This is a genomic window from Devosia sp. (assembly GCF_017307495.1).
GTDB lineage: Bacteria > Pseudomonadota > Alphaproteobacteria > Rhizobiales > Devosiaceae > Devosia_A.
Genome location: NZ_JAFKHE010000029.1, coordinates 32,304 through 56,692, shown reverse-complemented (window position 1 = coordinate 56,692; position 24,389 = coordinate 32,304). Strand labels below are relative to the sequence as shown.

General features: G+C 64.4%; 24 protein-coding genes. 3 read left to right on the top strand and 21 right to left on the bottom strand.

All coding sequences use genetic code 11. The features are described from left to right. The first annotated feature begins 167 nt into the window (after positions 1-167). Both J0I99_RS18340 and J0I99_RS18335 read left to right on the top strand, forming a co-directional pair. Positions 168-557, top strand: coding sequence for a hypothetical protein (locus tag J0I99_RS18340; protein ID WP_291398928.1), 390 nt, complete (start codon positions 168-170; stop codon positions 555-557). Positions 558-591: 34 nt separating this feature from the next. Beyond that, complete coding sequence (locus J0I99_RS18335) at positions 592-1,083, top strand: hypothetical protein (protein ID WP_291398927.1); 492 nt, start codon at positions 592-594, stop codon at positions 1,081-1,083. A gap of 49 nt (positions 1,084-1,132) precedes the next feature. Here the strand turns inward: J0I99_RS18335 and J0I99_RS18330 are convergent, their stop codons facing one another. The 6 genes from J0I99_RS18330 to J0I99_RS18305 are packed head-to-tail and all read right to left on the bottom strand — an operon-like array spanning position 1,133 to position 8,348. Then, positions 1,133-2,632 (bottom strand): efflux transporter outer membrane subunit, encoded by a 1,500-nt coding sequence (locus tag J0I99_RS18330; protein ID WP_291398926.1) that lies wholly within the window; start codon positions 2,630-2,632, stop codon positions 1,133-1,135. Further along, the gene (locus J0I99_RS18325; RefSeq protein ID WP_291398925.1) at positions 2,629-3,753 is read right to left on the bottom strand and encodes an ABC transporter permease; all 1,125 of its coding nucleotides are present in this window, start codon (positions 3,751-3,753) and stop codon (positions 2,629-2,631) included. The genes J0I99_RS18330 and J0I99_RS18325 overlap by 4 nt, the downstream gene beginning before the upstream one ends. Positions 3,754-3,759: 6 nt before the next feature. Continuing rightward, positions 3,760-4,878: an ABC transporter permease gene (locus J0I99_RS18320; RefSeq protein WP_291398956.1), complete on the bottom strand. Its 1,119-nt coding sequence runs from the start codon at positions 4,876-4,878 to the stop codon at positions 3,760-3,762. Positions 4,879-4,925: 47 nt separating this feature from the next. Then, positions 4,926-6,710, bottom strand: coding sequence for an ATP-binding cassette domain-containing protein (locus J0I99_RS18315; RefSeq protein ID WP_291398924.1), 1,785 nt, complete (start codon positions 6,708-6,710; stop codon positions 4,926-4,928). A gap of 1 nt (position 6,711) precedes the next feature. Further along, a complete protein-coding gene (hlyD, locus tag J0I99_RS18310) occupies positions 6,712-7,743 on the bottom strand; it encodes a secretion protein HlyD (protein WP_291398923.1) in 1,032 nt (343 codons plus the stop codon). Continuing rightward, the gene (locus J0I99_RS18305; RefSeq protein WP_291398922.1) at positions 7,740-8,348 is read right to left on the bottom strand and encodes a TetR/AcrR family transcriptional regulator; all 609 of its coding nucleotides are present in this window, start codon (positions 8,346-8,348) and stop codon (positions 7,740-7,742) included. The genes hlyD and J0I99_RS18305 overlap by 4 nt, the downstream gene beginning before the upstream one ends. Positions 8,349-8,557: 209 nt before the next feature. Between J0I99_RS18305 and J0I99_RS18300 the strand changes: the two genes are divergently transcribed. After that, complete coding sequence (locus tag J0I99_RS18300) at positions 8,558-9,505, top strand: LysR family transcriptional regulator (protein WP_291398921.1); 948 nt, start codon at positions 8,558-8,560, stop codon at positions 9,503-9,505. On the opposite strand, the gene J0I99_RS18295 is transcribed toward J0I99_RS18300, so the two are convergent. The 15 genes from J0I99_RS18295 to J0I99_RS18225 all read right to left on the bottom strand — a co-directional run bounded on the left by J0I99_RS18295 (position 9,450) and on the right by J0I99_RS18225 (position 24,387). Then, on the bottom strand, positions 9,450-9,677 hold the full coding sequence (locus J0I99_RS18295; protein ID WP_029075203.1) for a DUF2274 domain-containing protein: 228 nt from the start codon (positions 9,675-9,677) through the stop codon (positions 9,450-9,452). The two genes, J0I99_RS18300 and J0I99_RS18295, sit on opposite strands and share 56 nt — an antisense overlap. Before the next feature lie 2 nt (positions 9,678-9,679). Further along, a complete protein-coding gene (locus J0I99_RS18290) occupies positions 9,680-10,843 on the bottom strand; it encodes a TrbI/VirB10 family protein (RefSeq protein WP_291398920.1) in 1,164 nt (387 codons plus the stop codon). Further along, positions 10,843-11,802, bottom strand: coding sequence for a P-type conjugative transfer protein TrbG (gene trbG, locus J0I99_RS18285; protein WP_291398919.1), 960 nt, complete (start codon positions 11,800-11,802; stop codon positions 10,843-10,845). The genes J0I99_RS18290 and trbG overlap by 1 nt, the downstream gene beginning before the upstream one ends. Further along, a complete protein-coding gene (gene trbF / locus J0I99_RS18280) occupies positions 11,799-12,488 on the bottom strand; it encodes a conjugal transfer protein TrbF (RefSeq protein ID WP_291398918.1) in 690 nt (229 codons plus the stop codon). Before trbF ends, trbG begins: the two co-directional genes overlap by 4 nt. Further along, a complete protein-coding gene (gene trbL / locus J0I99_RS18275) occupies positions 12,485-13,852 on the bottom strand; it encodes a P-type conjugative transfer protein TrbL (protein ID WP_291398917.1) in 1,368 nt (455 codons plus the stop codon). The genes trbF and trbL overlap by 4 nt, the downstream gene beginning before the upstream one ends. Before the next feature lie 3 nt (positions 13,853-13,855). Continuing rightward, on the bottom strand, positions 13,856-14,161 hold the full coding sequence (gene trbK-alt / locus J0I99_RS18270) for a putative entry exclusion protein TrbK-alt (RefSeq protein WP_291398916.1): 306 nt from the start codon (positions 14,159-14,161) through the stop codon (positions 13,856-13,858). A gap of 20 nt (positions 14,162-14,181) precedes the next feature. Beyond that, the gene (trbJ, locus tag J0I99_RS18265; RefSeq protein ID WP_291398915.1) at positions 14,182-14,949 is read right to left on the bottom strand and encodes a P-type conjugative transfer protein TrbJ; all 768 of its coding nucleotides are present in this window, start codon (positions 14,947-14,949) and stop codon (positions 14,182-14,184) included. A 2-nt stretch (positions 14,950-14,951) separates the two neighbouring features. Beyond that, complete coding sequence (gene trbE, locus J0I99_RS18260; protein ID WP_291398914.1) at positions 14,952-17,390, bottom strand: conjugal transfer protein TrbE; 2,439 nt, start codon at positions 17,388-17,390, stop codon at positions 14,952-14,954. 12 nt (positions 17,391-17,402) lie between these two features. Next, positions 17,403-17,681: a VirB3 family type IV secretion system protein gene (locus tag J0I99_RS18255; RefSeq protein WP_291398913.1), complete on the bottom strand. Its 279-nt coding sequence runs from the start codon at positions 17,679-17,681 to the stop codon at positions 17,403-17,405. Further along, complete coding sequence (locus tag J0I99_RS18250; protein WP_291398912.1) at positions 17,681-18,013, bottom strand: TrbC/VirB2 family protein; 333 nt, start codon at positions 18,011-18,013, stop codon at positions 17,681-17,683. Before J0I99_RS18250 ends, J0I99_RS18255 begins: the two co-directional genes overlap by 1 nt. After that, positions 18,010-18,990 carry a P-type conjugative transfer ATPase TrbB gene (trbB, locus tag J0I99_RS18245; protein WP_291398911.1) on the bottom strand — a complete coding sequence of 327 codons (981 nt, stop codon included), beginning with the start codon at positions 18,988-18,990 and terminating at the stop codon, positions 18,010-18,012. The genes J0I99_RS18250 and trbB overlap by 4 nt, the downstream gene beginning before the upstream one ends. Before the next feature lie 188 nt (positions 18,991-19,178). Next, positions 19,179-19,607, bottom strand: a complete 429-nt coding sequence (locus J0I99_RS18240) for a CopG family transcriptional regulator (RefSeq protein WP_291398910.1) — start codon at positions 19,605-19,607, stop codon at positions 19,179-19,181. A gap of 7 nt (positions 19,608-19,614) precedes the next feature. Beyond that, positions 19,615-21,600 (bottom strand): conjugal transfer protein TraG, encoded by a 1,986-nt coding sequence (locus J0I99_RS18235; RefSeq protein ID WP_291398909.1) that lies wholly within the window; start codon positions 21,598-21,600, stop codon positions 19,615-19,617. Between the two features lie 24 nt (positions 21,601-21,624). After that, on the bottom strand, positions 21,625-23,364 hold the full coding sequence (locus J0I99_RS18230) for a VirD2 family relaxase/mobilization nuclease (RefSeq protein ID WP_291398908.1): 1,740 nt from the start codon (positions 23,362-23,364) through the stop codon (positions 21,625-21,627). A 243-nt stretch (positions 23,365-23,607) separates the two neighbouring features. Beyond that, positions 23,608-24,387 (bottom strand): lytic transglycosylase domain-containing protein, encoded by a 780-nt coding sequence (locus J0I99_RS18225; protein WP_291398907.1) that lies wholly within the window; start codon positions 24,385-24,387, stop codon positions 23,608-23,610. Positions 24,388-24,389 lie beyond the last annotated feature (2 nt).

Sequence of the window (24,389 nt, the reverse complement as noted above, 5' to 3'; positions counted from 1 at the left end):
CCTTGCCGCGACACAAGTTTCCGCGGACCTCACGACCGAGGCTGTCGCCAACCGGCCGGGAGTTACCCAAAGAAACGTTGATCAATCTCCCGAGGAATCTTGGGTCGGTGTGAGTGTAAGTGGCGCCATGTTGACGATGGATCTCCGCAGATTCGGGGTGGATATAAATGAAAAATCTCCTGAATAATGATCGCAAAAGCAGTCCGGCAAAGCACTTTGTATTACCATTCTCAGTGTTCGTAATATTTGCGATGGGGCATTCGATTTCCCCTGTAAGGGCAGAGCAGACGGCAATTGCCCACTATGTTGCAGACGGGCGTCCCTGGAAGATGACCACGGAAGATGGCCGCGTTACCACTCTTGTCCTTTTTGAAAACGGCAAAGGCAAGATGACCGGCGGGCCCATGGAATTGTCTCCGACATGGAGACCGACGCCAGATGGCCTATGCCTCAAACCCGGCCTCCTGCTCCCCGAGCGGTGCGTGGAATTGGTGCGATCCAATAATGGATATATCGGCACGAGATCTGGCGAGCGGATATTCAAATTGGAACGATAGGCTACGCTTCACAAGAGCGAATGGGACGAGGTCGATGTCTGAATATAGACTAAATGTGACTATAAAAGCCTGCGGTGTAGCGGCAATTCTATTTGGAATAGCCACGGTCGTTTCCGGTGGAAACGCTATTCTCGGTCTTCACGGGATACCCGAATCTCGGGAGAAAATTGTACCATTCGTCTTGTATTTTAATTTTCTTGCTGGATTTGCATACATCATCACCGGGATCGGTTTGATTTTGCGAAGCAGATGGGCGCCTGCATTCGCGGTCGCTGTTGCTGTTGCCACAGTCATTGTCTTTGCTGGCTTTGGTGTGTGGATATTCCGAGGCGGCGCATACGAAATGCGAACTCTCATTGCTATGAGCGTGCGGACCGCATTTTGGTGCATCGTGAGCATTGCCGCATTGGTTGCGCGCAATGCTTGTTCAACTTCGTCAGTTGTAGAAACTGATTTGAGATCAAATAATTCCGATTATGCCGGGAAGGAGATGCCACACCAAAAGCAACGACAAATAAGACCGTAGAATGATCGCGAAGAAAACAGCGCTGTTCAAAAATCGATCGCCGATCCTGTCATGAAATGGGAGTGGATGAGGTTGCTTCGGACGCCCCCCAGCCACCTCCGATCGCTTTGTACAGCGCTACCAGTTGCACAGCAGCTGCCGTCTGCGCGCGCAGATTTACAGTTTCGGCCTCGTGCAGAAGGCGCTGGGCCGCAAGCAACTCAATTCGCATGATATCGCCGGCGGCAAAGCGCGCTTGAGCATGACCAAAGCTACGGCGCGAGGAATCCAGTGCCGCTTGACGACGTGTCAATGTATCAAGAGCTGCATTGTAATCGCCCAAGGCACGCTCTGCATCTCCCAGTGCCGCCAGCACAGCCTGTTCATAACCCAGCGCGGTCTGCCGTTGAGAAGCTTCCCGGGCACGTATCTCTGCGCGCACACGGCCGCCGTCGAACAATCGCCACGAGATGAGCGGCACAATGGAGAGGCGCGTGCTGGACGAATCGAACCAGTCGCCCGGATTGAGCGCCTGGAATCCGCCACCGGCACCAATGGACAGCTTGGGAAACAGCTCTGCGGTAGCAACGCCGATATCGGCGGTGCTGGCAGCGAGTCGCCGTTCAGCGGCCAGAACATCGGGGCGGCGACGCAAGATGTCGGCGCGTTCCCCTACGGGCAGTGCTGGCAGGACGCGCGCAGGCGCGGCGGTGTTGAGCAGCTTCAGTTCCCGTTCCGGGGGTGCGCCGAGCAGGACACCAAGACCGAGTACTGCTCCGCGCTGACGCGCCTCAATGCCCGGTAGCATGGCATTAGCCGCAGCCCACCGCTCATGGGCTGCATCCACATCGGCGCGGGAAACATCGCCGAGAGCGGCACGGCTGCGCATGAGGTCCAGCGTCTGTTGCAACGTCGCGACCGTCGCCTGCTGCGTAAGCAATTCTTCCCTGGCGCCAGTCGCCTCGAACCATGTGCGAGCGACCTCCGCCGCGATCCGCATACGTACGCCCTGTGCCTCGGCTTCGGCCTCCTGCAACCGCGCGCTCGCGCCTTCCAGCGTCCGGTGATTGGCGCCAAACAGGTCAAGCTCCCAGGCAGCATCGAAGCCGGCATCATAGATTGTCTGCGACGCATCGAGCCCCGGAATGGAACCAACGGGCAGCGGGCCATTTTCGCTTTGCCGGCGGCGGTTCACGCTGGCGCCTGCGGAAACAGAGGGCAGTTGTTGACCAGCAGCCCGGTCGCGCAGTGCCCGCGCTTCGTCGATCCTCGCGGAGGCCTGACGGATATCCAGATTCTGCGCCAGTGCAGTGTCGACCAGTCTCTCCAGTTCTGGGTCGCCCAGCGTTGACCACCAGCGGGTAAGGTCGGCGGGCGCGGACGCTCCTGCCGCCGTCAGGGTCCAGCCGCTCCCCGTGTAAACGGAAGGTGGCCCGTGATAGTCAGGGCCGACGACACAGGCGGTCAACGAGGTAGAGCCGACTGTCACCAGTGCGGCGCGCCACCATCGGAGAGGACGCACGCCCCGATCCGTCAAGGATGCCGGTTCGCGATAGCAGATCAATCTCATTGCAGACGTCCTCGAACGAAGATGGTGGCCATGGTGAGCGACACCAGGGCGATGAGAGCCAATGGCCAAAGGCTGGCAAGAATATCGCCGGGCGACATTGCTTTCAGAAAGCTGCCTTCCACGATGATGAGGAAATGGGTGAGTGGTATCGCCTGAGCCAGCCATTGCAGCATTGTGGGCATGTTCTCGACTGGCGTGGCGAAGCCCGACATCAGAACGGCGGGTACGCCGATGGCGAAGGCGCCAAGGATGGCCTGCTGCTGGGTCGCGCTGATCGCCGAAATCATCAGGCCGATGCCCACCACCGACAGGATGAACAGGACCAGGCTGACAAATAGGAGCCCAAACGATCCGTTGAACGGGATCTGGAACGGTCCTGCGGCTGCCGCCATCATCAGAAGTCCGAGCATGGTGCCGATGACCAGCGCCGGCAGCGACTTGGACACGATGATTTCCGGCGTGGAGGTTGGCGACACCAGCAACTGGTCGAACGTTCCCAGTTCGCGTTCACGGGCGATCGACAGCGACGTGATGAGCAGCGCGCTGAAGAAGGCCAATATGCCGGAGAGGCCGGGCACGATAAACCAGCGGTACGTCAGATTGGGATTGAACCAGTTGCGCACCGCTGCCGGCGTCGTGGGCCCGGTGCCGGCGTTGGCCTCCGCACCAACCTCGGCAGCGATGGTGGAAAGATAACTGGCGGTGATCTGCCCTGAATTGCTGCGTCGACCATCGATCAGAACCTGGATGCGACCATTGTCGCCGGCGGCGATTGCACGCGAAAAGTCCGGCTGGATATCGAGCGCCGCGATCACCTTGCCCTGGTCGATAAGATCGCGAAGCTCCTGGCTGTCGGTCACGCGATAGACCCGGGTAATGAAGTCGGCCCGGTCCAGTCGCGTGATCAGTTCATAGGACCAGCGCCCGGTATCCTGATTGTGAACGGCGATATCGACATTGCGCACTTCTAACGTAGCAGCGAAGGCAAACACCAGCAGTTGCAACAGCGGCGGCGCGAACACCACCATACGGCTGCGCGGGTCGCGCAGGATGCTCAGGACTTCCTTGATGAACTGCGCCCGCAGCCGGGTGAAAGCGAAATAGCTATTGTGTTGCGCCACGGCCGCTCACTCCAGATTCTTGCGCGTGGCGCGTTTCGCTAGGAGGAAAAACAGGATTCCGATTCCGGCCATCGCCAGCAGGTTCGGCACAAAGACCGCCCAGATGTCTCCGGCCAGAAAGATGGTCTTCAGCGAAGACACGAAATAACGTGCCGGGATCAGCCAGGTGATGGCCCGTATCGGCGCTGGCATGGCGTCGATCTCATAGAGAAAGCCCGACAGCATGAATGCCGGAAGAAAGCCGGAGAATAATGCAATCTGCGCGGCCAGAAACTGATTGCGGGTGACAGAGGAAATCAGCAGTCCCTGACCCAGTGCAGGCACCATGAAGGTGGCTGAAAGCAACAGGAGCGCGGCCAGCGATCCACGCAACGGCACGTCGAACACAAAGACCGCCAGTGCGGTTGCGCCAAGCGTGGATAGCATGCCGAGCGCAAAATAGGGCAAGAGCTTGCCGATCAGGATTTCCACGACCGATGCGGGCGTGGAGAGAACCGCTTCCATCGTGCCGCGTTCCCATTCGCGCGCGACCACGAGCGCGGTCAGCATGGTGCCAATGATGGTCATGACGATGGCGATGGCGCCAGGTACGAGCGAACGGCGGCTTTCCAGTTCGGCGTTGAACCAGTAGCGTGGCTCCAGTGTTACGCCTGCCTGGGGCGCCTCGACACCGAGGCCGCCCCGCCAGGTCTGCACGACGCCCTGCGCATAGTTAGTTACATAGTTGGCGGTATTGGGCTGCGAGCCGTCGGTTATGATCTGCACGAGAGGCTGGACCCCACGGTTGGCCAGGCGCTGCTCGAAATCCTGCGGAATCACCACAAAGCCGCGCAAGCTGCCGGAGACAACCCGGTCCGCGACCTCCCGCCGGTCATGGACGAAAGTGACATTCAGATAACGGGTGCCGGCGAATGCGGCGGCCAGTGAGTGTGCTGACGCGGATTGCGATTCCTGCACGACGCCGATCCGCACCGCGCGCACGTCCAGCGACACCGCATAGGCAAACAGAAACAACAGCACGACCGGAAGGACGAAAGCGATCAACAGCGTGGACGGATCACGCATTGCCTGCAGGCTTTCCTTAAGCACCAGAGCCCAAAGACGCTTTGGATCGAAGCGGCGCATGGCCTCAAGAGGCACTCGTTGTTCCGGGCGCGGTCCGTTCGAGCCGTTCATACTGTCGCCCCGCTGCGTGCCTCGTCAGCGAGATCTTCTGCTTCGACCAGATGAATGAACGCGTCCTCCATGGTCGGGTCCGGCTGGTGATCACTGACCGCGCCGCGCTTGAGAGCGTCCGGCGTGTCTAGCGCGATCAGCCGGGCGCGATAGAGCATCGCCACCCGATCGCAATATTCCGCCTCGTCCATAAAATGGGTGGTGACCATCACGGTCACACCCTTGCGGGCAAGCCCGTTGATATGGGTCCAGAATTCGCGCCTTGTGATGGGGTCGACGCCCGAAGTCGGCTCATCCAGGAACAGCACAGGCGGGCGATGCATCACCGCGCACGCCAGCGCCAGGCGTTGCTTATATCCAAGCGGCAATGAGTCCGGCGCCGCCGAGAGCCAGGGTTGCAGACCGAAGATGTCGATCATCTCCTCGATCCGGGCCTGCCGCGCGGCGCCTTTCAGGCCATATACGCCGGCGGAAAACTCCAGGTTCTGCCGCACGGATAACAAACCATAGAGCGAGAATTTCTGCGCCATGTAGCCAAGCTGGCCTTTGGCCGCGCCGGTCGCCCGGCGCAGGTCCAGCCCCACCACCTGCGCCTCGCCGCTGGTGGGTTTGAGGAGGCCGCACAGCATTTTGAAGGTGGTCGATTTGCCAGCGCCATTTGGCCCTAGCAGGCCGAAGATCTCGCCTTTGCGGACCTCGAAGCTCACATTGTCGGTGGCTGTGAAATCGCCAAAGCGCTTGGTCAGATCCCGGCAGGAAACGGCGACGTCTGAGGCAAGTTCGACCGGCGACAACCCTTCAGCGAGCGCCGATGTGCCGCCCGGACCACCACCAAGAAGATCGATGAAGGCGTCTTCGAAACGGGCGGGCACCGCCCTGAGCTGCGCATCGACCCGCCCGGCGAGCGCGGTTATCTGCTCGCTTCCCGTATCGGCGCGCAGCACCATGCGTACGCCGGCACCCTGGATCACCCCATCGCTGACGCTTTCCAGATCCAATGCCTCGGCAAGCACGGCACGTCGCTGATCGCCAACCTGTTCCAGACGGAAGCTTCGGTTTGTAAGGCGTGCGGTCAGCTCTCCGGGCGGCCCGTCATAAGCAAGCTGCCCTTCGTTGAGCAACAGCACGCTGTCGCAGCGCTCAGCCTCGTCGAGGTAAGCGGTCGACCAGACCACGGCCATCCCTTCGTCGGTCAGCGCCTGCACCATGCGCCACAGATCCTGACGGCTGACCGGATCGACGCCGACGCCCGGTTCATCGAGCAACAGGACGGCAGGCCGGGCCATCAACGCGCAGGCCAGACCGAGCTTCTGCTTCATGCCGCCGGAGAGCTTCCCTGCCAAGCGTTCGGTAAAGGGGGCAAGACGCGTGAAGTCGAGCAATTCCGCAAAAAGGTCAGCGTTCCTGTCGGCATCCATGCCGCGCAACTGCGCATAGAGGCGCATATTCTCCATGACCGATAAGTCTTCGTAGAGGCCAAAGCGCTGCGGCATGTAGCCGGTCGCGACATGGATGGCGTCATTGTCGTCCACCACATCAAAGCCCGCCACCGTGGCCTGGCCGCTGTTCGGCGCCAGCAGACCTGTCAGAATGCGCATCAAGGTTGTCTTGCCCGCGCCGTCCGGTCCAACCAGCCCGGTAAGACAGCCGTACCGGATATGCGCATTCAAGCTCTGCAAAGCATGCACGCTGCCAAAATGCTTGCTTACCCCGTCGATGACGACTGCTACCTCACTATCCGTGTCACGTAGCGGGTCGGATGTTGTGCTACCGGACGCCACGTCAACGGCCTTTGACGTGCGCGCTGGAGGCTTGCCCGGCATCGACGTCGATGGTCACCGGCATGCCCTGGCGCAATGCGGCATCTGCATTGGTGACCACGATCCGCAGGCGATAGACTAGATCTGTGCGTAGATCCGTGGTCTCTACCGTTTTTGGCGTGAACTCGGCGCGCGGTGAAATGAACCCGATCTGACCTCGATAGACCTTGTCGGACGAGTCGCTGCGAACCTGCACCTGCATTCCGGGCGCGATGCGGCCCAGATCCGGTTCCCTAACATAGGCACGTACATAAACCGGAGCATCAAGGCTGAGGCTATAGATCGGACTCTGACTAACGACCATGCTGCCGGGTTCGCGAACCCGTGCAATCACAGTGCCGGTGCTCGGTGCCAGCAGCACTGTGTCTGCAAGAGCAGTCGCAGCTTGTGCTCGTGCTGCTTGTGCGGCTGCCAGGCGGGCTTGCCCCGCTGCGATATCTTCCTTGCGGAAGCCTTCCATGGCTTGTGAATGGGCGGCCCGGGCCGCATTGACAGTGGCGACGGCCTGATCGCGCGAGGCGCGCGCCGCATCGGCCGCCTTTTGACTGGTAGCCCCCGACGTGAGCAACTGGTTCTGACGATCGAAATTGCGCTCTGCCTCCCTAGCGACGGCCAATGCCTGATTAAGGGCCTCCTGCGTCTGTGCAATCTCTTGTGGACGCAGGCCGCGGTGCAATTTGTCGAGCTCTGCCCGAGAAACATCCACAGACGCATCCGCCGCCGCGAGCGCTTCCTCGAACGGCTGCGCGTCGAGGACAGCAATGCGCGCGCCCTTTTCGACGTGATCTCCTTCATCGAAGTGCATCTGCGCTACACGGCCGGACTGACGGAAGGCCAATTGCACCTCCCGAATGTCGACATTGCCGTATAGGCGCAGAGTATTGTCGTTGCGGTCGCCGCGCTGCACCCACAGCCATCCAGCACCAATTATCGCGATGACGGCGGCAACAATCAGGAGCCGCTTTGTGACGCTGGATAGATGAATACTCTTCATTGCACTGTTCCGATACCGCGCAGATAAATGGCGAAAACGCCGCCCGCATCGCTGCGAATGCGGGTTACATCGCCCGCCAGCAAGGATCGCACGACGAGTCCCTGGACCGTGCCGATGAACAGCGTGGCTGCGGCATCTGGATCGAGATCCGCATGCAGCTCGTTCCGTGTCTTCCCTGCTTCGAGCAACCCACGAATCCGCTCGCCGTTGTGGCGGATCAGCGTCTGGGCCATCCGCTTTGGAAGGGTCTCGCCCGGACGCTGCAACTCCCCGAACAGCATTCTTGGCACCCCCGGGTGTTCAGAGACGAATTCGATATGTGTCACGAAGACCGCCTCAAGGGCTGCGATCGGAGACGTGGCTCCTTCTGCTGCCTTATCCACGCGGGCGAGCAAGCGTTCGGCCACCCAAGATATGACGGCCTCTAAGATCGCATCCTTGCTCGGGAAATGACGGAACAGCGCCCCCTGGGTCAGCCCCATTCGCTGCGCGATGGCCGTCGTTGTGATGTCGCTCGGATTTTGTTCCGCGGCCAGATCGACCATCGCCTCCACGGTCGCCGCTCGTCGCTCGTCAGCGGGAAGATGCTTGGGATGCCCATTCATGGCTTGCACTCACACAAGAAAGTAATCTATTACTATCTATCCATTATAGTTGCTCACCGCAAGAGGAAACCACGGGGGTAATCGTCATCGACAGCAAGGCCGTTATCCCGGTCGACCAACGCCGGTCGATCCCACGCGAATGGAACGGTGAGCGCCTGTCCTCCCTCCATGGGAGGAGCCCGATACGTCATGAACCCAGCGGAATATAAGTGGAACTACGCCACCTCCGATACTTCGTTGCCGCAGCGGAACATGGCAGCCTTCGCAAGGCTGCGTCGGCGCTTGGCATCCGAGAGTCAGCGGTCAGCCGTCGAATCCGCGATCTTGAGGATCACTTGGGCGCCTCGCTCTTTCAGCGGCACAATGGCGGTGTCATTCTAACGCTGGCCGGGCAGCGCTTCGTGCGGCACGCGCGAAAGGCACTTAGGCAGATCGAGTATGGTGCAAAGGACGTCGCCACGATCGGACGCTCCGAAGACGGTCGGATCAAGATCGGGATATTCTCTTCGCTCGCCTCGGGCTTCCTGTCGGAGTTGCTGCGCGCTTATGATAAGGGTCACGCGCAGGTCCGAATCGAGCTGATAGACGGCGATCCGGCGGATCATGTTTCGGCGATTCGTCAGTTGCGACTTGATGTTGCGTTCATCACCGGTACGTCGCAGTGGCCCGATTGCGAAGTCGATCAGCTTTGGTGGGAGCGGGTATTTGTTGTCCTTCCCGCTAACCACTCGCTCTGCGGCAAGGCGGAACTCAACTGGCGCGACCTCGTCGGCGAGCGGTTCATTGTAAGCGACGGGGCGCCGGGGCCGGAGATTCACGACTACTTGGTGCAGCGCCTCGCTGATCTTGGACGGCATCCAGAAGTTGATACACAATATGTCGGTCGAGACAATCTTCTCTCGCTTGTAGCGGTCGGTCGAGGTCTAACGCTGACGAGCGAAGCAACTACGGTCGCACAGTTCCCAGGAATCACATATCGACCGATCGCGAACGAAGTTCTGCCCTTCAGCGCAGTGTGGTCGCCCCGGAACGATAATCCGGCCTGCCGTCGATTGCTCAGTCTCGCGCGTACATTATCCCGATCAACAAGAGCAACAATCATTACTGCGATGCTTTTGACTTCCTCGCTTTCACAAATCCCCGATCCGTGGCTATGAATCGCTCCAGCATAGGAACAATGAGACGGACCGGATCGGCCGATGCCTGTCCCGACTCGCGGCCGAGGATCTCGGCATAGGCCATCAGGTCGCGATGGAGCGCGGCAGGCAGCTCCAGCGCGACCTTGACGGGTTTATCGTCGGCGATGGGGCCGAGTTTCAGCTTGGTCATGGTCAGTTCCTGAAGGGTTCGAGGACAAGATCGCGCGTCACTACAATCCTGACCAGGAAGCCCGGCCGGATGGTCAGCGTCGGCGCGACGTTGAGCTGGCGGCGAACGATCTGCTGTCCGGCGTCGTTGATCGTGTCCTGGCCGCCGTTGCGGATGGCGCGCAGGAGCCGGTCCTGATCGTCGACGGCAAGCTCGGCTCCAACCGAAAGCAGGGTCGAGAGCCCGGCCGCCTTGGCGAGATCCCACCAGTGATAATCGACGCCATCCTCAAGGCCGGCATAGCCCTGCGTGTCGGTTCCAGGCTGGCGCTCGAGAACGATCGAGCGGCCGTTCGGCATGATGAGCCGGTTCCAGACGAGCAGGACGCGGCGCTGGCCGAACTGCACGTTGTTGTCGTACTGGCCGATGATCCGCGTCCCCTGGGGTACGAGCAGGATGCGCCCGGTCGGGCTGTCATAGATCGGCTCCGTGACCTGGGCGATGATCTGGCCGGGCAGATCGGAGCGGATGCCGGTGATGAGTGCGGCCGAAATGACCGCCCCGGCCTGGAGCACGAAGGGCGACGCCGGCGGCGTCACGCGATCGGGCGTGACGGTGCGCCGGTCGGCCGCCGCGTTGAGGAAGGCGAGCAGCTTGTCCTGGCCGGTGGCGGCCTGTCCGCCCGCGCCGGAGAGATCGAGGCCGGCAAGACCGGGCATTGCGCCCGCCGTGCTGGCGGCCGTCGATCCCTGCCGCGACTGGAAGAAGACGGTGCTGAGGCGCGCGGCCTCTTCCTCGGCGCGGCGACGCTGCTCGGCCTCGCTGACGCCGGGCGTCGGAACCGCGGGCGTTACAACGGGCTGGCCGTTGTTCTGCGCGTCGACGATCGGGCGGCCGAGATCGCCGGGAAGCGCCGGGCCAAGGATCGGGCCGGAATAGTCCTTCGGCAATCCGGCGAGACCGTCGGCGGTCTGGCGGTTGTTGGTGGAATAAAGCTCAGCGCCGCCATCGTCCGGCCCGCGTGTCTGGAGCGCGTAGATCAGCGATCCGCCGATGCCGACCAGGGCGACGGCGGCGACGCTCGCGAGCATCTTGCGCGAGAGGCGTGTGACGCGCGGCGCTTCGGCGCGAAGCCGCATCGGCGCGACGGGGGTGCTGGTTGCGGTATTGCCTGCGGTATCGGTCATTATGACGGCCTCCCGTCGGTGCGGGTAATCCTGACGGTCTGCTGCTTGTCGCCCGCGCCAAGGCGCAGTTCGGCCGCGCCAAACAGGCGATCGACAATCAGGATGTGTTGATAGATGCGGCTGTTGGCGATCTGGGTTTCGCCTTCGGGGCCGATGACGAAGAGCGGCGGCATCTCGCCCTGCACGATGCCGGCCGGGAACTCGACATAGACATGCCGGCCATCGTCATAGACGGCGATCGGCTTCCACGGCGGATTGCCAGTGGCGGTCAGGCTGTAGCGATAATTGCGGGCGGCCACGGCCGGAATGACCGGCGTGACTGGCACGCTTTGGCGCTGGCTGGCCGGCGGCTGCGGATAGGCCCAAGCGACAGACGGCATGTAGGGCTTCTCGCCGGAGCGCAACTCCAGCATGTAGGTGCGCCGGTCGGTGGTCACGATGAGGTTGGTGGTGATGTCGGGCCGGCTCGGCTTGACGAGGATATGGACGCGGCGCGTGACGCCGGAACCGCTCTCGGTATCGCCGATGATCCAGCGCGCCGTATCGCCGGCGGCGATCGGTCCCGCGCCGGTCAGGCTTTCGCCCGGCTCCAGCGCGATGTCGGTGATCTGGCCGGGAACGGCATAGACCTGATAGAGCGCGCCTTCCGACCATGGGTAGATCTGGATGGCGTTGTAATAGCCCTCGCGGCGCGGCTGCACGCGAGCCGCCGCATTGGCGTTCTCGACGCGGCCGGTCGGGGTGCCGGCGGTCTCGCCGCCGCGTGCGACCGTCCAGGCCGGCGGGATCAGCACCGGCTTCGGCCGGTCATCGGTGACGGCGGCCGGGATCGCCGGCAAAGGCGGCACGCTGGCGTCGTAGCTGATCGCCGGAGGCTTGGTCATGCTGGCGCATCCGGCGAGCATGGTTGCGGAGAGCAACAGGGCCGGAACGGCGAAGGTGCGGACGGACGGGCTCATTGGCTCAGCTCCCGCGACCAGTTAATCGCATTGACGTAGATGCCGAGCGGATTGGCTTTCAGCCGCTCGGCGTCTCGGGGCGGCTGGAGGGTGATGGTCAAGATCGCCGTCCACCGCTCCGTTCTCGCAAGCACGCCGTTCTCGAACTGCCGCTCCGTCCAGGCAACGCGGAAGGAATCCGGCGAGGCGCGGATGACGCTGGAGACGTCGACGGCGATCTGCTGCTTCCCGACCTTGGTGAAGGGATCGTTGGTGCGGGCATAGTCGTTGAGCGCGCCCGCGCCGCGGTCGGTCGTCCACTCATAGGCGCGAAGCCAGTTCTGGCGAACGATGATCGGATCGGCCGGGATCGAGCGGACCTGCTCAATGAAGCGGGCCAGATGCCAGGCGATCTGCGGATCGGTCGGGCGATAGTCGGCGGTGGCCGGCGCGATGCTCTGCGCCTGGCCGAGCTTGTCGACTTGCACCACCCAGGGCACGACGGTTCCGCGCGCCGACTGGATGACGAGCGCCCCGGCGAAACCGGCCGAGAGGATCAGCGAGCCGAAGGCCATGTATCGCCAGTTCTTGGCCTGCACGCGGGCCGAGCCGATGCGGTCGTCCCAGACCTGCGCGGCCTTCTGGTAAGGCGTCTCGGGTTCGGGCGTCTTGCCGTAATGCACGGCGGGCCTTTTGAAGATGTTCATGAGCGGTCGCTTTCAGAGAGGTTGACGGAAGAACCGGAGCCGTGGCTGTCGCCGGAACGGACGGCATGGGCGGCGGCGCTGACGCCGTGAGAAAGATGCTGGCCGCGCTTCATGCGCTTGGCCCATTCCGGGGTGCCTCCTGCCGTGGCTGCCGGCGTGGACGCGGCTTCGGCGTCCTGCGGACCACCGCCGACCGTTCCCATGGTCGAGGAGCCGCCGGTCGCACCGAAGCCGGCCTTGGCGCCATCGGAGAAGCTGGATTTCATGCTTTCCGAGGCGCGCGCCACCGCGCGCTTCAGCGGTGAGACGGCGGCCGAGCCTGCGGCGCGGGCAACGCCGCCCATGCCGGAGACGACGCCTGCCGCACCCGACTGCCCCACGGAGCCGAGCGAATAGGCCGCCGATGCCGAGCCTGCCGCCGTCGCGCCGCCGCGGGCAACGGCAGCGCCACCGGAGAGCGCCGCCGATCCGCCCTTGATGGCGAGACCCGCCGCACCGCCTGCCGCAAGGGCTGCGCCGCCGACGGCAAGGCCGGTCCCCACGGCAGCGCCAGCACCGAGCTGCGGGCCGCCAGAGACGAGACCGTTGGCGATGCCGGGACCGAAGATGCCGAGGCCGAGCAATGAGAGCGCGGCGAGCACGATCGCCATGGCGTCATCGACGGTCGGGGTCGTGCCGCCGAAGCCCTTGGTGAACTCGCCGAACAGCGTCGAGCCGATACCGATGATGACGGCAAGGACCAGAACCTTGATGCCGCTGGAAATGACGTTGCCAAGCACGCGCTCGGCCATGAAGGCGGTCTTCCCGAAGAGACCGAACGGAATGAGAACGAATCCGGCGAGCGTCGAAAGCTTGAACTCGATCAGCGTGACGAAGAGCTGGATCGCCAGGATGAAGAAGGCGAGGATCACGAGCGCCCAGGCAAACAGCAGGCACACGATCTGGATCAGGTTCTCGAAGACCGAGATCCAGCCCATCAGCGGCGAGATCGCTTCAAGCAGCGGCCGGGCGGCATCGAGGCCGGTTTGCGCGACCTTACCGGGGCGCATCAGGTCGGCGGTCGAGAAGCCCGTACCGCTCGCCTTCAGGCCAAGCCCGGCGAAGCTATCGAAGACGATCTTCGCGAGATTGTTCCAGTTGCCGATGAGATAGGCGAAGACGCCGACGAACAGCGTCTTCTTGACGAGACGTGCGATGATGTCGTCATCGCCGGCCCACGACCAGAACAGCGCGGCGAGCGTCACGTCGATGACGATGAGCGTGGTCGCGATGAACGCGACTTCGCCGGATAGAAGGCCGAAGCCCGAGTCGATGTATTTGGTGAATACGCCGAGGAAATTATCGATGACGCCTGCGCCGCCCATGGCTCACCGCCCTTCGGCTGCGGCGGGCGCCGCCGGTGCGACCGGAGCGACCGGCGCAGGCGCGTGGCCGAGAAAGCGGTCGCGGGTTTCGGCCCAGACGCGCAGACATTCCGCATCGCTCGCGGCCTGTTGACCAAGTTGCTGGCACCGGCGCTGGCTCTCGCGCAGCGGATCGCCTTCGGGCTGAAGCTGACGCGCCGACGGCGGTGCTGGCGCGTCCTCTCTACGGGTCATTTCGATCGCCGTCGCCGTGACGGCGATGGCGACGAATACAATAGCGCCCAGCCGGGCCAGCATCTTGCCGTCCATAAGCCTGCTCCTTCCGGCGCTTACTTGCCGCTGTTGAAGATCTGGGCGTTGCCGGGCTGGTAGCCCGAGCCCGGCGTCAGGAAGCGGCGACGCTGTTCGCGGCCCTGTTCGGCGGCGGCGCTGCGTTCGGCCTCGGTGAGCGCGCTGGCGCGGCCGTTGGAGGCGAGCAGCGCCACGAGATCCGAAAGCTGCTGCGATTGCAGGGCGAGGATCTGATTGCCGGCTTGCGTCGCCTGAAGCGCGCCGGTCGCGCCCTGGCTCTGGCTGACCAGCGCCGACATCTGCGTCCGGTTGCTGTCGATGTTCGAGACGACACCGGCCTGCACGCGCATGGCGTCCTGCAAGCCGCCGACGGTGTTCTGCCAGCGCGAGCGGGCGTCGGCGACCATCTGCTTGTCGCTCGTCGACATGGAGACGTTGCCGTATTTCTGGCTGAACATCTGGTCAATCTGCTGGACATTGAAGGCAATGCCCTGGGCCTGCTGGAGAAGCTGCTGCGTGCGCTGCACGTTCTGCTGCAAGGTCTGAAGCGCCGAGTAAGGCAGGCTCGCCAGGTTCTTCGCCTGGTTGATGAGCATCTGAGCTTCGTTCTGGAGCGAGGTGATCTGGTTGGTGATCTGCTCCAGCGTGCGCGCGGCGGTCAGGACGTTTTGCGCATAGTTGGAGGGATCGAAGACGATGATGGCGTGAGCGGGCGTCGCCACCATCGGCGAGAGTGCGAGCGGCGCGGCCGCCAGCATGGACGCGGCGAGCGCCATGGCGCGCGAGCGGAAACGAAGGGTAATCATAGTCAGGACTCCTTTGCTGCGGTGGGAAAAGTTGGGATGAGGTCGACAGCCCAGCCCACGTCGCGGGCGCGCAGCCACGCGGCGAGGAAGCCGTCGCGGCCGTGTTCGGCGACGAGGTTGGCGATCAGGGTCTGGTCGGATTTTGAGGATGCGGCGCAGAGCGCGAGGCCGAGTTCGGACAGGCCCAGCTCGAACAGGCGGTTGCCGCGCCGTGACTGGCAGTAATAATCCCGCTTGGGCGTGGCCCGCGCGAGGATTTCGATCTGCCTGTCATTGAGACCGAAGCGGCGATAGATGGCCGTGATCTGCGGCTCGATCGCGCGCTCGTTCGGCAACAGGAGGCGCGTCGGGCAGCTTTCGATGATGGCCGGCGCGATGCTCGAATTGTCGATGTCGGATAGCGACTGCGTGGCGAAGATCACCGATGCGTTCTTCTTGCGCAGCGTCTTCAGCCATTCGCGGAGCTGGCCGGCAAAGCCTTCATCGTCCAGCGCCAGCCAGCCCTCGTCGATGATAAGCAACGTCGGCCGTCCATCGAGCCGGTCGCCGATCCGATGGAAGAGATAGGAAAGCACGGCGGGCGCCGCACCTGTGCCGACCAGCCCCTCGATCTCGAACGCCTGCACGGCGGACGAGCCGAGTTGCTCGACCTCCGCGTCGAGCAGCCGACCATAGGCCCCGCCGACGCAATAAGGCCGGAGCGCCTGCTTGATGTCGTTGGACTGGAGCAGCACCGACAGGCCGGTGATCGTGCGTTCCTCGACCGGCGCCGAGGCCAGCGACGTCAGCGCGGTCCAAATGTGCTCCTTCACTTCCGGCGTGATCTGGATTGCTTCACGGGTCAGGATCGCGACGATCCAGTCGGCGGCCCAGGCACGCTCATAGGTATCGTGGATGCGCGCGAGCGGCTGAAGCGAGACGGAGAAGTCGTCGCCCTCTGTCAGCCCGCCGCCGAGATCGTGCCAGTCGCCGCCCATGGCGAGGGCTGCGGCGCGGATCGAGCCGCCGAAGTCGAAGGCGAACACCTGGCTGCGATCATAGCGCCGGAACTGGAGCGCCATCAGCGCGAGCAACACGCTCTTGCCCGCGCCAGTCGGGCCGACGACGAGGGTGTGGCCGACATCGCCGACGTGGAGGGATAACCGGAACGGGGTCGAGCCTTCGGTCTTGCCGTAAAGCAAGGGGGGCGCACCGAAATGCTCGTCCCGTTCCGGCCCCGCCCACACCGCCGACAGCGGTATCATGTGGGCGAGATTCAAAGTGCTGATGGGGGGCTGGCGGACGTTGGCGTAGGCGTGGCCGGGCAGACTGCCGAGCCATGCGTCCACCGCGTTGACCGTCTCGACCATGGCCGTGAAGTCGCGGCCCTGGATGACCTTCTCGACAAGGCGGAGTTTCTCGTCGGCAAGGCGCGGATCGGCGTCCCACACCACGATCGTCGCGGTGACATAGGCCATGCCCGCCACGTCCTGACCCAGTTCCTGCAAGGCCATGTCGGCGTCGGCCGCCTTGTTGGACGCATCGGTGTCCACCAGCGCCGAGGCTTCGTTGGTCAGAACTTCCTTGAGGATGGCAGCGATCGACTTGCGCTTGGCGAACCATTGCCGCCGGATCTTGGTCAGCAGTTTGGTCGCGTCGGTCTTGTCGAGCAGGATCGCGCGGGTCGACCAGCGATAGGGAAAGGCCAGCCGGTTGAGATCGTCGAGCAGGCCGGGCGTCGTCGCGGTCGGAAAGCCGATGACGGTGAGGACGCGAAGATGCTGGTCGCCAAGGCGCGGTTCGAGGCCGCCGGTCAGCGGCTGGTCGGCGAGCAGCGCATCGAGATAGATCGGCGTTTCGGGAACGCGGACGCGATGCCGCTTGGTTGAAACCGCCGAATGGAGATAGGTCAGCGTCTCCGTGTCATCGAGCCAGCCGCATTCGGGCATGAAGCCGTCGAGCAGCGCGAGCACGCGATCGGTGCGGTCGATGAACCCGCGCATCACCTCATGGGGATCGACGCCGGATTGCTCGCGGCCCTCGTAGAGCCAGGTTTCGGCCCGGGCGGCGTCCTCGGCCGGCGGCAGATAGAGGATGGTCAGGAAATAGTCCGACACGAAATGGATGCCGGCTTCCTCGAAGTCGGCCTTGCGTTCCTCTTCCACCAGGCCGGAGGCCGGATCGGGAAACGTGCTGTCGGGATAGGTCGCGGCTTCGCTGCGCTGCGCCTCGACAAAGATGCTCCAACCCGAGCCGAGACGGCGGAAGGCGTTGTTGATGCGACCGGCGACGGCGACCAGCTCGGCCGCGACGGCGCTATCGAGATCGGGACCGCGGAAGCGCGCGGTGCGCTGGAACGATCCGTCCTTGTTCACGATGACGCCGGGGCCGACCAGCGCGGCCCAGGGCAGATAGTCGGCAAGGCGGGCAGCGGTGCGGCGATATTCGGAGAGATTCATCATGGCGACGCCCCCTCAGACCGCGAGAAAAGCCGGGACGCGCAGATGGCGTCGGCCGACCTCGACGAATTGGGGATCGCGCCTGGCGGCCCAGACCGCCGCGACATGACCGATGGCCCAGATGGCGATGCCGACCAGCCAGAGGCGCAGGCCGAGGCCCACGGCCCCGGCCAGCGTCCCGTTGAGGATCGCGATAGAGCGCGGCGCACCGCCGAGCAGGATGTGCTCGGTCAGTGCGCGGTGAACCGGGACGGTGAATCCCGGCACATCCAATTGCTCGAAGGCGACCGCCATCAGACGAGCGCCCCGCCGCCAAAGCTGAAGAAGCTGAGGAAGAACGAGCTGGCCGCGAAGGCGATCGACAGGCCGAACACGATCTGGATCAGCTTGCGGAAGCCGCCGGACGTGTCGCCGAAGGCGAGCGCCAGGCCCGTGGCAATGATGATGATGACCGCGACGATCTTGGCCACCGGGCCTTCGATCGATTGGAGGATTTTCTGAAGGGGCGCTTCCCACGGCATGGACGAGCCGGAGGCATGGGCGGCCGGCGCCAGCATCATGCTGACAGTGACGGCGGTTATGGCGGTCGCCACGATGCGGCGGCCGCGTTGAAGCGTGCGGATCATTCGGGTTCTCCTGTGGTCGGGTGGGCTGGGGTGATGCGGTAATCGCCGTCCGGGCCGAGCCCTTCGACGCGGGCGAGTTCGGCGAGCCGGCGCGCGGAGCCGCGGCCGGCGAGGACGGCCACGAGGTCGATCGTCTCGGCGATCAGAGCGCGCGGGACCGTGACGACGGCCTCTTGAATGAGCTGTTCGAGACGGCGTAGCGCGCCGATGCCGGTGCCGGCGTGGATCGTGCCGACGCCGCCGGGATGGCCGGTGCCCCAGGCTTTGAGGAGGTCGAGCGCCTCGGCGCCGCGCACCTCGCCGATGGGGATGCGATCGGGGCGCAGGCGCAGCGAGGACCGCACGAGATCGGAAAGCGTGGCGACGCCTTCCTTGGTCCGCATGGAAACGAGGTTCGGCGCGGCGCACTGGAGTTCGCGCGTGTCCTCGATGATGACGACGCGATCGGCGCTCTTGGCGACTTCGGCCAGCAGCGCATTGGTCAGCGTGGTCTTGCCGGTCGAGGTGCCGCCGGCGACGAGGATGTTGGCGCGCGCCGCGACGGCCGCGCGTAACGTCACGGCCTGGTCGGCGACCATGATCCCCGCAGCGACGTAATCGTCGAGCGTGAAGACGGCGACGGCGGGCTTGCGGATGGCGAAGGCCGGCGCGGCAACAACCGGCGGCAACAGGCCCTCGAACCGTTCCCCCGTCTCGGGCAGTTCGGCCGAGACGCGCGGGCTTCGGGCATGAACCTCCGCGCCGACATGATGGGCGACCAGGCGCACGATGCGCTCGCCATCGGCGGCCGACAGCCTCTCGCCCGTATCGGCCAGCCCTTCGGACAGGCGATCAATCCAGATGCGGCCATCGGGATTCAGCATCACCTCGACGACGGCGGGGTCTTCCAGAAATCGCGCGATGGCGGCCCCAAGCGCGGTGCGCAGCATCCGCGCGCCGCGCTGGATCGCCTCCGGCTTCTGGTGTGAAGTGGTCATGTCGGCCCCGTTTCCTCACGAGGCGCAACAGACAGTCCCCGGAATGGGGTCGATTAAAAGAGCCCGAAATCGGGTCGGTTCAACAAGTATCGGTCGTAGTAGTAGTGTGGCGTGCAAATACAGGAGAACGGCGGAAGAGCCCTGATCTTGATGTCGTCGCCGGGCTCACCAGATGACGCGCGAGATCGTCACGGCTCCGACTCGGAGACATCCTCGGGGATCTCCTGTCGCAGCTTCGGCCCTTTGACGAGGCGCCGGCCGAGCGCGGTGATGAAAGCCTCATACCGCTCGGCTGACTTGGCGCGTGCCGCCTGCGCGGCAGGCTCCGGCAAGGCCGGCGTGGTCGTGATCCAGAAGCGGATGAACACCGCCAACGTTTCAACGGCGATGCCGACATCCCGCTCCAGGCGGGTCATGCGGCGGTCGATCTGATCGAGGCGCTTGGCGACGACGGCCTCGCGCCGCTCGGCATCGTCCGGCGACAGGAACGATGCGATCGCTGCCTCGGCGATCATGGACTGCGATTGATCCCGGCGCGCGGCAAAATCCGCCAGCGCCTGCGTCACGTCGGGGTCCAGATAGACCGTGAACTTCGACTTTTTCCGATGGCTGGTCATGGCGCGCTCACAACTCCATGCCGTCATTCGGGTCGAGCGAGACCTGACGCGCCACCCCCTGCATCTGGCGAAGCATACGCCGGTTGCGCACGGCGTCCTCCTCGGCGTCGTCGGGAAGCTCGATCTCGAACTCGTTGGCGATGGGTTCTTTCTTCTCCACCGGCTTGGCGCGGCTGAGTTCCGGTTGCAGCCGACGTTCGGAATCGGTGGTGTCTTCGTCGTCGGACAGGTCGGCAGACTGCGCGTTCAGCGCCTCCGGCCTCGCCGGGATCGGCAGGCTGCTCCAGTCGTCGGGGCGAGGCTTGTCGAGACGTTTCAGTTCGGGCGGCGACAGCAGACGCTCGCGGAAACGGGCATCCTCATAGTAGCGCGCCTTCTTCGCCCGGATCGGGGGGGTGCCGGCGACCATGACGATCTCGTCGCTCGGCGGGAGCTGCATGATCTCGCCTGGCGTCAGCAACTGGCGGGCGGTCTCGGAGCGCGAGACCATCAGATGGCCGAGCCAGGGCGAGAGCCGATGCCCGGCATAGTTCTTCATCGCCTTCATCTCGGTCGCCGTGCCGAGCGCATCGGACACGCGCTTGGCGGTGCGCTCGTCGTTGGTCGCGAAGCTCACGCGCACATGGCAGTTGTCGAGGATCGAGTTGTTCGGGCCGTATGCCTTTTCGATCTGGTTGAGCGACTGCGCGATCAGGAAGGCTTTGAGGCCGTAACCCGCCATGAAGGCAAGCGCGCTCTCGAAGAAGTCGAGCCGCCCCAGCGCCGGAAACTCGTCGAGCATCAAGAGCAGCCGGTGACGGTCGCCCTTCGCCTGTAGATCCTCGGTCAGACGGCGGCCTATCTGGTTCAGCAGCAACCGGATCAGCGGCTTGGTGCGATTGATGTCGGACGGCGGCACGACGAGGTAGAGCGTCGTCGGCCGCTCGCCGCCCACGACGTCGCTGATGCGCCAGTCGCAGCGCCGCGTCACCTCGGCGACGACGGGATCGCGGTAGAGGCCGAGGAACGACATGGCCGTGGACAGGACGCCGGAACGCTCATTGTCGGATTTGTTCAGCAGCTCGCGCGCCGCGCTGGCGACGACGGGATGCGGCCCGTCCTCGCCGAGATGGGCGGTCTTCATCATGGCGCGCAGCGTGGATTCGACCGGGCGCTTCGGATCGGAGAGGAAGTTGGCGACACCGGCGAGCGTCTTTTCCGGCTCGGCGTAGAGGACATGGAGGATCGCGCCGACCAGAAGCGAATGGCTGGTTTTTTCCCAATGGTTCCGCTTGTCCAGGCTGCCTTCGGGATCGACCAGAATATCGGCGATGTTCTGCACGTCGCGCACTTCCCACTCGCCGCGCCGCACCTCGAGCAAGGGATTGTAGGCCGAGGATTTCGGATTGGTCGGATCGAAGAGGAGCACGCGGCCGTGGTGCGAGCGGAAGCCGGATGTCAAAGTCCAGTTCTCGCCCTTGATGTCGTGGACGATCGCCGAGCCCGGCCAGGTCAGGAGCGAGGGCACGACAAGGCCGACGCCTTTGCCCGATCGCGTCGGCGCGAAGCACAGCACATGCTCCGGCCCGTCATGGCGCAGATACTCTTGGCTGTAGCGGCCCAGCACGACGCCATCGGGATCGAGCAGCCCCGCGGCCTTCACCTCTTCCTTCTCGGCCCAGCGCGCCGAGCCATAGGTCGCGATGTCTTTGGCTTCGCGCGCCCGCCAGACCGACATGCCGATGGCGACGGCGATGGCGATGAAGCCGCCGGATGCGGCGATGAACGCGCCCTCGGTGAAGATCTCCGGCGCATAGGCATCGTAAGAAAACCACCACCAGAAGAAAGCGGGTGGATGGTAGAACGGCCAGCCGAACAGGGCGAACCAGGGCGGCCCGAGCTGCGCCTGAAACCCGAGGCTCCAGGCGACATATTCGGTCGCGCCCCAGGTGGTGGAGAGGACGATGAGGAAGACGATCAGAATCTGTCCCCAAAGGATTTTGGTCGCGGACATTGCGATGGTCCTTGTCTGTTGAGGTTAGAGGCCGAGCCCGCGCTTGCGCCCGAAATCCCAATCGACGCCGCCGCCGTCGCGGGCGACGCCGGAGACGTGGCGGCCGAGCTGCTTGTCGAGGGATGGCGACCAGGGCACGAGCTGGAAGCCGAGGCCGTCGTCGATCATGGCGAAGCGGCCGGAGGCGAGCGTCAGGCGCTGACGATAGGTGCCGGCGACATATTCGCCGCCTTCGGCCGGTTTGAATGGCTGGCCGGTCTCCTTCGCGAGCCTGCCGGCCACGGCATCGACTTCGCGGCGGCGGAGCGTCTCGATCAGGTTGCGGTTAAAGATGACGCGGCGGCCCTGCTGCTCGGCAAGACCTTCGCCGACCAGATGCTCCGCGCGTTGCCGCATCGCGTCCCGCACTTCCGCGCCGAAACCGCCGTCCGACATGGCGACGGGTTCGCGGGCGATGGATTGCCGGTCGAGCCAGGTCGCGCCGGTTGCGTTCACCTGATGCTGGAGATCGAGATCGGAGCGGACTGCGAGCGCGACGCGGCGATCGCCTTTCGCGTCCTCATAGGCGCGCAGCTCGACGATCGATCCTGGCGGGCTGTCGCCGGTGGCGTCGAGATGCGGCAGCCTGATGTGATGGGTGCGGCCATCCACGCCGTCGACCACGGCGTAGGCCGTTCCCTTCAGTTCGTCGTCAAGGCCGCGTTCGACGAGGCGGCCGATGACGGGAACATCGAGGCTCTCCCCGGCGAGGACATAGCTGGCCGAGCCACGCTCGATGCCGCGTTCAGTGAGCGCGCGGTGCATCCGCTTGATGATGTCGCCACGCTCTCCAAGTTCGCGCAGCGTGGATTCCGCCTCGGCCTTGATGAACCATTGCTGGTGTCCGACCTGTCCGGCGAGCCCGCGGATTTCGAGGGTGCGCAGCCTGCCGACCTTGAGCGCGTGAAATTCGTCCGGCTGCTGACCGGGCTGCGGCGCGAGGTCGATGATGCCTGACTTGCCGGCGTCGCGGACAAGCTGCCGATCGAGCTGCGTCCAGCGTTCGGCCTCGACCTGCCGCTCCAGATTGCGGTTGATCTCCAGATCGGTGCGCCGGCCAAGCTCCTGCGTGACGAGATCCTGCGCACGGGCGCGCATTCCCTCCTTGATGTAGTCGCGGGAGATCACGAGGTCCTGGCTGTCGTCGGTGCGGCCGCGCAGGATGATATGGATGTGGGGATTGTCGGTGTTCCAGTGATCGACGCCAACCCAATCGAGCTTCGTGCCGAGATCCTTTTCCATCTGGCCCATCAGCTCGCGGGCGTGGTCCTTGAGATCGGCCATATCCACGGCGTCCTCAGGCGAGACGATGAAGCGGAAATGATGCCGGTCGTCCTCGCAGCGCGCCGCGAAATCGCGGGCATCCACGTTGTCGCCTTCAGGACCGAACAGCCGCGCCTTCTCCCCGTCTTGGGTCACGCCGTCGCGGCGGAGATAAGACAGGTGCGCAGCCAGCGGCGCGGCGCGTGCGCTATGGCGGACCACACGGGTCTTGATGACGACGATGCGCGAGCGGCCGGTGAGCAGGCGATTGGCCTGGATGCTGGCGCGCTGGCCGCGTCCGAAGCGCGAGCGGTTGCCCGTCGTGATCTTGCCGGAACAGGAGACGCGGCCCCCGGCCTTCTGCGCGGCGGCGAGCGCCTGCGAAATGAAAGGCCGGGCCTGCTGTGCGCGGGTCGAGCGGATGCGCCCAGGCCGGACGCGAATTTCGCTGTCATCGGCCATGGTGCAGCCCCGCACGGTGCAAAAGGGACAGGAAAATCATGAAGATGGGCGCGGAGCGCACGGTGCGCGAAAGCGCGGCACGGTGCGGAACGCGCCGAAAACCCAAGCAAAAACAACCGACCGACCAAAGCGCACCGTGCGCCTTTTTATCTCGCCATCGTCCGGTTGTTGTGCCTGCCTCTGCCCCTTGCGCTCTCCATGACACGCCGGGCCACGATTGCGCGCGAAGGACGGCCCGCACGCTCATGGGCGCTCTCCTGGGATGGAGCGTGCGACGACAAGGGGCGAATCCGATGTCGCGGCCGGATCGGATGGCCTCGCCGTGACGGAGGATCGGCTGTCGGCCGAACGCTCGCTGGCCGACCGTGACACCGCGGGGCGAGCGTCGGCGGAACGCACGACGAAGATCGCCGCCTCGCGCCAGTCGGGCGGCGGATCGGCTCGCCGGACTGACGTTTCGGGTGCGGCCGCGCCGCCAAGAACCGGCACGAGCGCGGCGACATAGGCCCGCGTTTCGCCCGGCAACGCGCGACCGGTCGAGCGATGGTCGTCATAGCGGCCGGGACCGGCGTTGTAGGCCGCGAGCATCGCGCCGACATCGCCATAGCGGTCCCACATTTCGCGCAGATAGGCCGCGCCCGCCATGATGTTGTCGTGCGGGTCATAAGGGTCACGGCCGAGACGGTAGCGGACGCGCAAGGCGGCCCAGGTGTCGGGCATGACCTGCATCAGTCCCAACGCACCCGCCGACGAGATGGCGCGCACGTCGCCCGCGCTCTCGGCGCGCAGAACGGCGCGAATCCAGCGTTCGGGGATGGCGAACCGCTGCGCCGCCTCGGTGATGTGGGCGGCATAGGGATCGACGGCGGCCGGACGAGCGACTGGTGCGGATTGTGCATGAGCGGCGCCGGTCGCGCTCGCTGCGAGGATCAGGCCGGAAAGGAGAAAGAGAGCCATGCGCCGGGCGGCGCGATGCCGCCCGTGCGCACTCCGATGGCTCGTCGATAGACGGCGAGCGGGCATCG